A 7,886-nucleotide genomic window follows, 5' to 3' on the forward strand; every position below is an offset into this window, starting at 1 on the left:
ACCTATGCCTTCCAGGAGCATCTGTTCGACAAGACGCGGCCGGAGAACCTCGATTTCCTGCGCCGCTTCCGCGCGCTGCTCGACGAGTACCAGGACCGCGCCGCGGTCGGCGAGGTCGGCGACGAGGACCGTTCGCTGCGGACGCTCGCCGCCTACACCTCCGGCGGCGACAGGCTGCAGATGTGCTACACATTCGACCTGCTCGGGCCGCAATTCTCGGCGGCGCACATACGCGGCTGCGTTGAGGCCTTCGAAAGCACGGTCGCCGACGGCTGGGTCTGCTGGGCGTTCTCCAACCATGATGTCGTGCGCCATGTCAGCCGCTGGACGCGGCCGGGCGGCGAGCCGGACAGGGTGGCGAAATTCTCGATCGCGCTACTCGCCTGCCTGCGCGGCTCGATCTGCCTCTATCAGGGTGAGGAACTCGGCCTGGAGGAAGCGGAACTCACCTTCGAGGATCTGCGCGACCCTCTCGGCATCCGCTTCTGGCCAGGCGTGAAGGGCAGGGACGGCTGCCGCACGCCGATGGCCTGGGAGCACGGCGCCGACAATGGCGGCTTCACGACCGGCAGGCCCTGGCTGCCGGTGCCGGCCAGCCACCGCGCCCGCGCCGTGGACGTCCAGAACGGCGAGGAGGGATCGGTGCTTGCCGCCTATCGGGCGATGCTCGCCTTGCGCAAGCGGCACTCGGCGCTTGTCGGCGGGTCGATCCGCTTTCTGGATGCCGAAGGCGATGTCCTTGCCTTCGTCCGCGAGGGAGGCGGTGAAAGGCTAGTCTGCGTTTTCAACTTCGCCAGCGAGCCGGCAAATTGGACACTGCCGCCGGAGCTAGGGCCTATTGAAGCGATTGATCTCGGCGCGAGCGCGACGATCCAGGAGGATGCGCTGTCCTTACCGCCGCTGGCTTGTTTTATCGGACAGGCAGGCTAACGGCTACTGCACCAGCACGGAGCGTCCGCAGGTCCCGCCGGTCACCCGGATATCGGCTTCGCCGACATGCACGCCGAGCGCGCCAAGCACGTTGTAGACCAGGTTGTCGACCGGCGCGGTCACGCCGTTGAGCACCGTCACCACCGCCGGCTTCACGGTGCTGAGCAGGGCGGTGACGTCGAGCCCGGCGCCCAGCGCCTTGACCGACAGCGACAGGTTGTTGACCAGCGAGGTGGAGAGCGACTGCGTCAGGTTCTTCGTCGACACTGTTTTCATCGTCTTGGCAGCGATCTCGGTGGCATTGAACGTCAGGTTCGTCGGCGCCATGTTGGTGACCGAGAACGCCGAAGATCCGTTGATCTGCAGCCGGCTGAGGTTGACCAGCAAAAGCTTGACGCTGACGTCGGCGATTTCGGCGTCGCTGAACGATTGCGGCTTGGTGAAGTCGGCAAAGCCGCTGGCGTTGGTGTCGGCAAGGTGCGCGGCGACGACGCCGGGCTGTGCCGCGATCGTGACCTTCAGGCTGTCGGGACGCCCGGTCGGGCAACTTACGTCGGTGAGCTTTGCTTCGGCATAGGCCACCTCGACATTGAGCGGCAGGTTGACGGCGAGCAGCTTGATGCCGCCACCCAAATTCGTGCCGGCGTTGCCGCTCCCGTTGCCATTGCCGTAGCCGCCGCCGTTGTTCCCGTTCCCGAGGCCGACGCTGGCATTCAGCTTGATGCGGGTCTGCGCGGTGCGCACCACGGTGCCGGCCTCGCCGACCTTCAGCCACGGCGAGGATTGTGGCGGCTCGCCGATGGCGATGCTGAGCGTGGTGGACGTCAAGCCCGGTATCGTCGCGCCGAGATTGAGCTGGACCTGGTTGGTGCCGTTGGCAAGTGCCGCCGCCGCCGTCACCATGCTCATGGCGCTCGCGGCGACGGACAGCCCGGCCGGCTTCTGCCCGACGCCGAGACTGCCGACGGAGCCGAGATCGATCAGGTGGCTGAGCGGGATCTTGACCATGTTGGTGGCGCCGGCCGCCATCGTCTGCAGCGCCAGCTTGGAGGTGCGGTCGAGCCCGGGGACATCGGCCATGGCAGTGGCGATCTGGCCGACTGTGGCCTTCGAAGCCAGCACGTCCGAATAGCTCACGCCCGTCAGCCGCAGTTCCGTCGCCAACGCGTCGGTGAAGGAAAGCACGTCGATATCGGCCGATGCCAGCGCGTTGTAATCCATCACGCTGAGCGAGATGTTGGTGCCGAGCAGCCCGCCGAGCAGCGCGTTGACGACGCCGCCATTGAGGCTGGCGAGCCTCGACCCGACCGAAAACGCGGCCTCCGCCTGGGCGCTGGCGGTGGCCGTCGTGCCGATCACCGGCGGCTTCATCATCATCGCGCCGAAATAGAGAGTGCCCTTCTTCTTCAGCGACACCTGGACGGCGTTGTAAGGCAGCTTGCCCGCCTCGAAACGGCTTCCGGCGGCGATCGCGCTGACGCCGGAGTAGCGGCCGGGCACCACCTGGACGACCGCCTTGCTGGCCGTCGGCTCGATGGTCGTCCCCTGCTTCTGGACGGCGACCGAGTTGAAGCCGTTGTCCTTCAGCGTGGTCAGCACCGCCTTCTCGGCATTGTTGATGTTGGCCGCGGCGGTGATCGCCGCGAGATCGACGATCGACTGTGCCGCGCGGCGCTCGTTGAACAGCGCGCCTTCGTCGACCGCGAAGGCTGTCAGCGCCAGCGCGACCGGCGCGCTCAGCGCCGCCATGACGGCGAAGTTGGCGCGACTATCGGCGATCAGCCTGCGGCTCGATCGCAGCATCGCGACAGCAGTGGCGCGCATCATATGCCACCGACCCGGATCGTCGATTGGCGCTTGATCGTCATCGAGGGCATCGGCAGGCTGTCCAGCAGGTTCCAGATTGGCAGGTCGCGCGCGTCGTAGCTCACCGAAACCACGAACTGGCTGCCGTCGATGACGCTGTCCTTGGCGTCGACCGTCAGCTTGTGCGCGTCGACGAAGGGGTAGCCGGCGACGTCGTGATTGATGAAATCGGTGACCAGGGCCTGCCGCTCGGTCTGGTTCAGCCCGGCTATCGCCGTTCGCGCCGCGTCGGCGGCGATCTGCTGGACCGAATGGCTGGCTCCGAAATAGATGCCATATGCAACCATTCCGAGCAGAAGCAGGATGAAAAGCGGCGCCAGCATGGCGAATTCGACCGCCGTTGTCCCGACGGCATCAGCCCGGAAACGAGACCACGAAACACGGCTTTTTGGGTCCTGCAGCATAGTGCGGAGCATGCCAAATCCGCACTGCAAAAACAGAAAACGGATGGAGCAACCGCTAGGTGCAGCAAGTTGAACGTCATGTTTTTGCTTAAGTTGCCGCTGTTTTAGCGATTGCGCGCTAACTTAGCGTCAAGCGTGCACACAGCACGACTCGGTTGAAATCGGATATCTGTCTGTCTAGTGTCCTGCCACCAGCCGCCGGAAGCGATCGGTGGCACGCCCAAAAGCGACCAAAATTGGTTCAGGGGCGTCAACACGTAAAAGGTGTGGCTGAGGGGCCGCGCCGACAGGGAGAACTTCATGCTGAAAAATGTGCTGAAGGCGACGGTGTTCGCCACGACCATGGCCTTGGCCGCGGGCACCTTCTACACGCCGGCTTTCGCCGAGACCGTTTACAACCGCGGATCCGCCGCCGAGGCGGAGACCGTCGATCCGCACAAAACGTCGACGGTCTACGAAGCCGATATCATACGCGACCTGTTCCAGGGCCTGGTCATGCATGACCAGAAGACGAACCTCATCCCGGGCGCCGCGGAAAGCTGGACCGTGTCCGACGACGGCACTGTCTACACCTTCAAGCTGCGCAAGGACGGCCTCTGGTCGGATGGCAGCCCGGTGACGGCGGACGATTTCGTCTATTCGTTCCATCGGCTGGAAGATCCGGCCACCGCTGCCGAATACGCCTCGATGCTCTATCCGGTGAAGGGCGCTGAGGACTTCAACACCAAGAAAGGCAAGGCAGAGGACATGGGCGTGAAGGCGGTGGACGCCAACACGCTGGAAGTGACGCTGAAGGCGCCGACGCCCTATTTCCTGGAGATGCTGACCCACCAGGCGACCTATCCGGTCAACAAGGCCTCCATAGACAAGCTCGGCGCCGACTGGATCAAGCCGGGCAAGCTGGTTTCCAACGGCGCCTATACGCTGGCCGAATGGGTGCCCAACGACCATCTCAAGCTGGTCAAGAATCCGAAATTCTGGGACGCCGGGACCGTCAAAATGGACGTCGTCAACTACATCCCGACTGAGGATCGCTCGTCTGCGATGAAGCGCTTCGAGGCCGGCGAACTCGACAGTTATGGTGACCTGCCGACCGAACAGCTTGCCGATCTCAAGACCAAATTCGGCGACCAGGTCCGCGTTGGTCCATATCTCGGCACCTATTATTACGCGATCAAGACCGACAAGGCGCCGTGGGACAATGTCGAGCTGCGCAACGCCATCTCGATGGCAATCGATCGCGACTTCCTCGCCGAGAAAGTCTGGCAGAACTCGATGCTGCCCGGCTATTCGATGGTGCCTCCGGGCATCGAGGGATACACGCCGGCAGTGGCCAAATACGCCGACATGCCGCAGATCGACCGCGAGGACGCTGCCAAGAAGATCCTCGAGAAACTCGGCTACACGCCCGAGCATCCGTTGAAGATGGAGATCCGCTACAACACCTCGGAGAACCACAAGAACACGGCGGTCGCCATCCAGGAGCAGCTGAAGCCGCTCGGCGTCGAGGTGACGCTGCTCAACACCGACACCAAGACCCATTACGGCTTCCTCGAGCAGAAGGGTAACTACGACGTCGCCCGCGCCGCCTGGATCGCCGACTATAAGGATCCGGAGACCTTCCTCGGCATCTCGCGCAAGGCGAGCGGCAACAACTACTCCAACTACAACAGCCCGGCCTATGAGGCTGCGATGGACAAGGCAGCCGCCGCCGGCGGCAAGCCCGAGGAACGCATGAAGGAGCTGGCCGAGGCGGAGCGCGTCCTCGTCGACGACGTTGGCCAGATCCCGCTTCTCTACTACAGCTTCCACGACATCGTTTCCTCGAAGCTGCATGGCTTCGACGACAATGTGATGGACATCCATCCGTCCCGCTTCATCTCCAAGGACTGACAAGAAACCTTGGCCGTGCCGCCGCTCCCATTTTGGGCAGCGGCGGCCGCGGTCTGTCGTCGTACCGGGCCGAAAGTCGGGTTGGATTTTCGGGAATGCCGGTGCGAAGATCAGATACGCCAGCGTTATGGGTCTTCGTTTGGAGAGCTGTCACCCTGGCTGAAGCGGGGCGCCGATGCTGCGTTATGTCTTCCGGCGGTTGTTGACCGCCATCCCGACGCTATTCGTCATCGTGACGGTGGCGTTCTTCCTGATCCGTGTCGCGCCGGGCGGCCCGTTCAACCAGGAGCGGGGCCTGAGTCCGGAAATAAGGGCCAATCTGGAAGCGCAGTTCGGCCTGGGCGATCCGCTCTGGCTGCAATATGTCCACTATCTCGGTAATCTTTTGCGCGGCAATTTCGGCCCGAGCTACAATATGCCGGATTTCACCGTCACCGAACTGTTCGCCAAGGGGCTGCCTATCTCGGTCCAGCTCGGTTCCTCGGCGCTGCTGCTGGCCTTGCTGCTCGGCAGCGTGCTCGGCACCGTCGCCGCGCTCAACCAGAACAAGCTTGGCGACTATGCCGTGATCGCGCTGGCGACGGCCGGCAGCACGATTCCAACTTTCGTCATCGCGCCGGTGATCCAGCTCCTGTTCGGCCTGACCTGGAAGCTCTTGCCGATCGGCGGCTGGGGCGACGGCGCCCTGATCAACAAGGTCGGCCCGGTGCTGACACTGGCGCTGCCGCAGATCGCGATCGTCGCCCGGCTGATGCGCGGCTCGATGATCGAGAGCTTGCGGTCCCATCACATCCGCACCGCCCGCGCGCTCGGCCTGTCCGACTGGTCGGTGGTGGTCAAGCATGCGCTTCGCGGCGCGATCCTGCCGATCGTCTCCTTCACCGGCCCGGCGGCGGCGGCGCTGCTCACCGGCTCCGTCATCGTCGAGACCATCTTTTCCATTCCGGGCGTCGGCCGCTACTTCGTCGATGCCGCTCTGAACCGCGACTACACGCTGGTCATGGGAACGGTGGTGGTGATCGCCATCTTCACCATCGTCTTCAACCTGATCGTCGATGTCATGTACGCGGTCGTCGACCCAAGGGTGCGCTATGACTGATATCGCAGCCCCGGCCCCGGCCGTCGTTGGCCGCTCGCTCTGGGGCGATGCCTGGGCGCGCCTCAAGGCCAACCGCGCCGCCATGTTCAGCCTCTATTATCTTGCCTTCATTGCGCTGATCAGCGTGTTTGGCCCATCCCTGGTGCCGCACGAATACACCACGATCTATGGCGACTATGTGCGCACGCCGCCGAGCCTTTCGGCCTATCCGAAGCCCGACATGATCCAGACCGCGCTTACCGACGCCATCAAGCGGATGCGCGTCGACATCAAGGAATGGCACCAGGACGGCAGCCGCGTCATCGTCACCGTCACCTCGACCAAGCCGATCGACGACCGCAACATCCGCTATCTCGACCGCTCAGACGCTTTCGACGGCACCAAGATCGAGAGCAAGTCGCCGGATGGTCTCGAAGCGACGATGAGCGCGTCGATCAAGCAGCAGTATTTCCTGTTTGGCACCGACAACACCGGGCGCGATCTGCTGTCGCGCACGCTGATGGCCGGGCGCATATCGCTGGCCATCGGCCTGCTTGCCGGCGTCGTGGCGGTGGTGATCGGCGTGCTCTATGGCGCTGCGGCCGGCTTTGCCGGCGGCAGGGTCGACGAGGTGATGATGCGCATCGTCGACGTGCTCTATTCGCTGCCCTTCATCTTCTTCGTCATCATGCTGGTGGTGTTCTTCGGCCGCAACTTCGTGCTGATGTTCCTGGCCGTGGGCGCCGTGCTGTGGCTTGACATGGCGCGCATCGTGCGCGGCCAGGCGCTGTCGATCCGGCGGCAGGAATATGTTCAGGCGGCCGAAGCCATGGGTGTCGGCCAGCGCGGCATCCTGATGCGCCACGTCATCCCCAACCTGCTCGGCCCCGTGGTGATCTACATGACGCTGCTGGTGCCGCAGGTCATCATCCTGGAAAGCTTCCTGTCCTTCCTCGGTCTGGGCGTGCAGGAGCCGATGACCAGCTGGGGTGTGCTGATCTCGGTAGGCGCCAAGAACATCGGTAGCGCCAATTGGCTGCTTCTGTTCCCGGCCTTCTTCCTCGTCTCGACATTGTTCGCGCTGAATTTCGTTGGCGACGGCCTGCGCGACGCGCTCGACCCCAAGGACCGCTGAGATGGCCGCTGCCGAAACGATCCTCGACGTCAAGGACCTTCGCGTCCGCTTCCGCACCCTCGACGGTGCCGTTGAGGCGGTGAAGGGCATCAACATCAACGTCAAGGCCGGCGAGACCGTCGCGGTGGTCGGCGAATCCGGTTCAGGCAAGAGCCAGACGATGATGGCGGCGATGAGCCTGCTCGCCTCCAACGGCGAGGCGACCGGCGCCGTCGACTATCGCGGCCGCAACCTTTTGACGATGAGCAAGAGCGAACTCAACAAGGTGCGCGGCCGCAAGATCAGCATGATCTTCCAGGAGCCGATGACTTCGCTCGATCCGCTCTATTCGATCGGCAACCAGCTGATCGAGCCAATCCGCAGGCATCGCGGGCTGGGTGTCGCGGAGGCCCGCGAAGAGGCGTTGAAGCTGCTGCGACTGGTGCACATTCCCGATCCCGAGCGGCGGATGAAATCCTATCCGCACGAAATGTCGGGCGGCCAGCGCCAGCGCGTCATGATTGCCATGGCGCTCGCCAATGATCCCGACATTTTGATCGCCGACGAGCCGACGACGGCGCTCGACGTCACCATCCAGGCG

7 protein-coding genes are annotated in these 7,886 nt (G+C 63.8%); 5 read left to right on the top strand and 2 right to left on the bottom strand.

Features of this window, described 5'->3' with window-relative positions; genetic code table 11:
• On the top strand, positions 1-930 hold a 930-nt coding region (locus EN781_RS19140), incomplete at its 5' end, for an alpha-glucosidase C-terminal domain-containing protein (protein ID WP_127400232.1).
• 3 nt (positions 931-933) lie between these two features.
• Here the strand turns inward: EN781_RS19140 and EN781_RS19145 are convergent.
• Together EN781_RS19145 and EN781_RS19150 are read right to left on the bottom strand one after the other, a co-directional pair.
• Positions 934-2,754, bottom strand: coding sequence for a TadG family pilus assembly protein (locus EN781_RS19145; protein WP_245455542.1), 1,821 nt, complete (start codon positions 2,752-2,754; stop codon positions 934-936).
• Positions 2,754-3,119, bottom strand: coding sequence for a TadE/TadG family type IV pilus assembly protein (locus EN781_RS19150; RefSeq protein ID WP_245455541.1), 366 nt, complete (start codon positions 3,117-3,119; stop codon positions 2,754-2,756). The genes EN781_RS19145 and EN781_RS19150 overlap by 1 nt, the downstream gene beginning before the upstream one ends.
• Positions 3,120-3,500: 381 nt before the next feature.
• On the opposite strand from EN781_RS19150, the gene EN781_RS19155 reads away from it, so the two are divergent.
• The 4 genes from EN781_RS19155 to EN781_RS19170 form a co-directional block, all read left to right on the top strand.
• Positions 3,501-5,093: a peptide ABC transporter substrate-binding protein gene (locus tag EN781_RS19155; protein WP_126055814.1), complete on the top strand. Its 1,593-nt coding sequence runs from the start codon at positions 3,501-3,503 to the stop codon at positions 5,091-5,093.
• Between the two features lie 175 nt (positions 5,094-5,268).
• Positions 5,269-6,192, top strand: a complete 924-nt coding sequence (locus EN781_RS19160) for an ABC transporter permease subunit (protein WP_126055813.1) — start codon at positions 5,269-5,271, stop codon at positions 6,190-6,192.
• Positions 6,185-7,306 (top strand): ABC transporter permease subunit, encoded by a 1,122-nt coding sequence (locus EN781_RS19165; RefSeq protein ID WP_126055812.1) that lies wholly within the window; start codon positions 6,185-6,187, stop codon positions 7,304-7,306. The genes EN781_RS19160 and EN781_RS19165 overlap by 8 nt, the downstream gene beginning before the upstream one ends.
• 1 nt (position 7,307) lies before the next feature.
• Positions 7,308-7,886 (top strand): ATP-binding cassette domain-containing protein (locus tag EN781_RS19170; RefSeq protein ID WP_127400233.1); only part of this gene is annotated, 579 nt, incomplete at its 3' end.

The sequence above is a fragment of the Mesorhizobium sp. M4A.F.Ca.ET.090.04.2.1 genome (genome assembly GCF_003999085.1).
GTDB lineage: Bacteria > Pseudomonadota > Alphaproteobacteria > Rhizobiales > Rhizobiaceae > Mesorhizobium.

Bases quoted from the DNA above. Each gene is read 5' to 3' on its own strand.
- EN781_RS19145 (WP_245455542.1), bottom strand. From the start codon at position 2,754: ATGCGCGCCACTGCTGTCGCGATGCTGCGATCGAGCCGCAGGCTGATC.
- EN781_RS19150 (WP_245455541.1), bottom strand. From the start codon at position 3,119: ATGCTGGCGCCGCTTTTCATCCTGCTTCTGCTCGGAATGGTTGCATAT.
- EN781_RS19155 (WP_126055814.1), top strand. From the start codon at position 3,501: ATGCTGAAAAATGTGCTGAAGGCGACGGTGTTCGCCACGACCATGGCC.
- EN781_RS19160 (WP_126055813.1), top strand. From the start codon at position 5,269: ATGCTGCGTTATGTCTTCCGGCGGTTGTTGACCGCCATCCCGACGCTA.
- EN781_RS19165 (WP_126055812.1), top strand. From the start codon at position 6,185: ATGACTGATATCGCAGCCCCGGCCCCGGCCGTCGTTGGCCGCTCGCTC.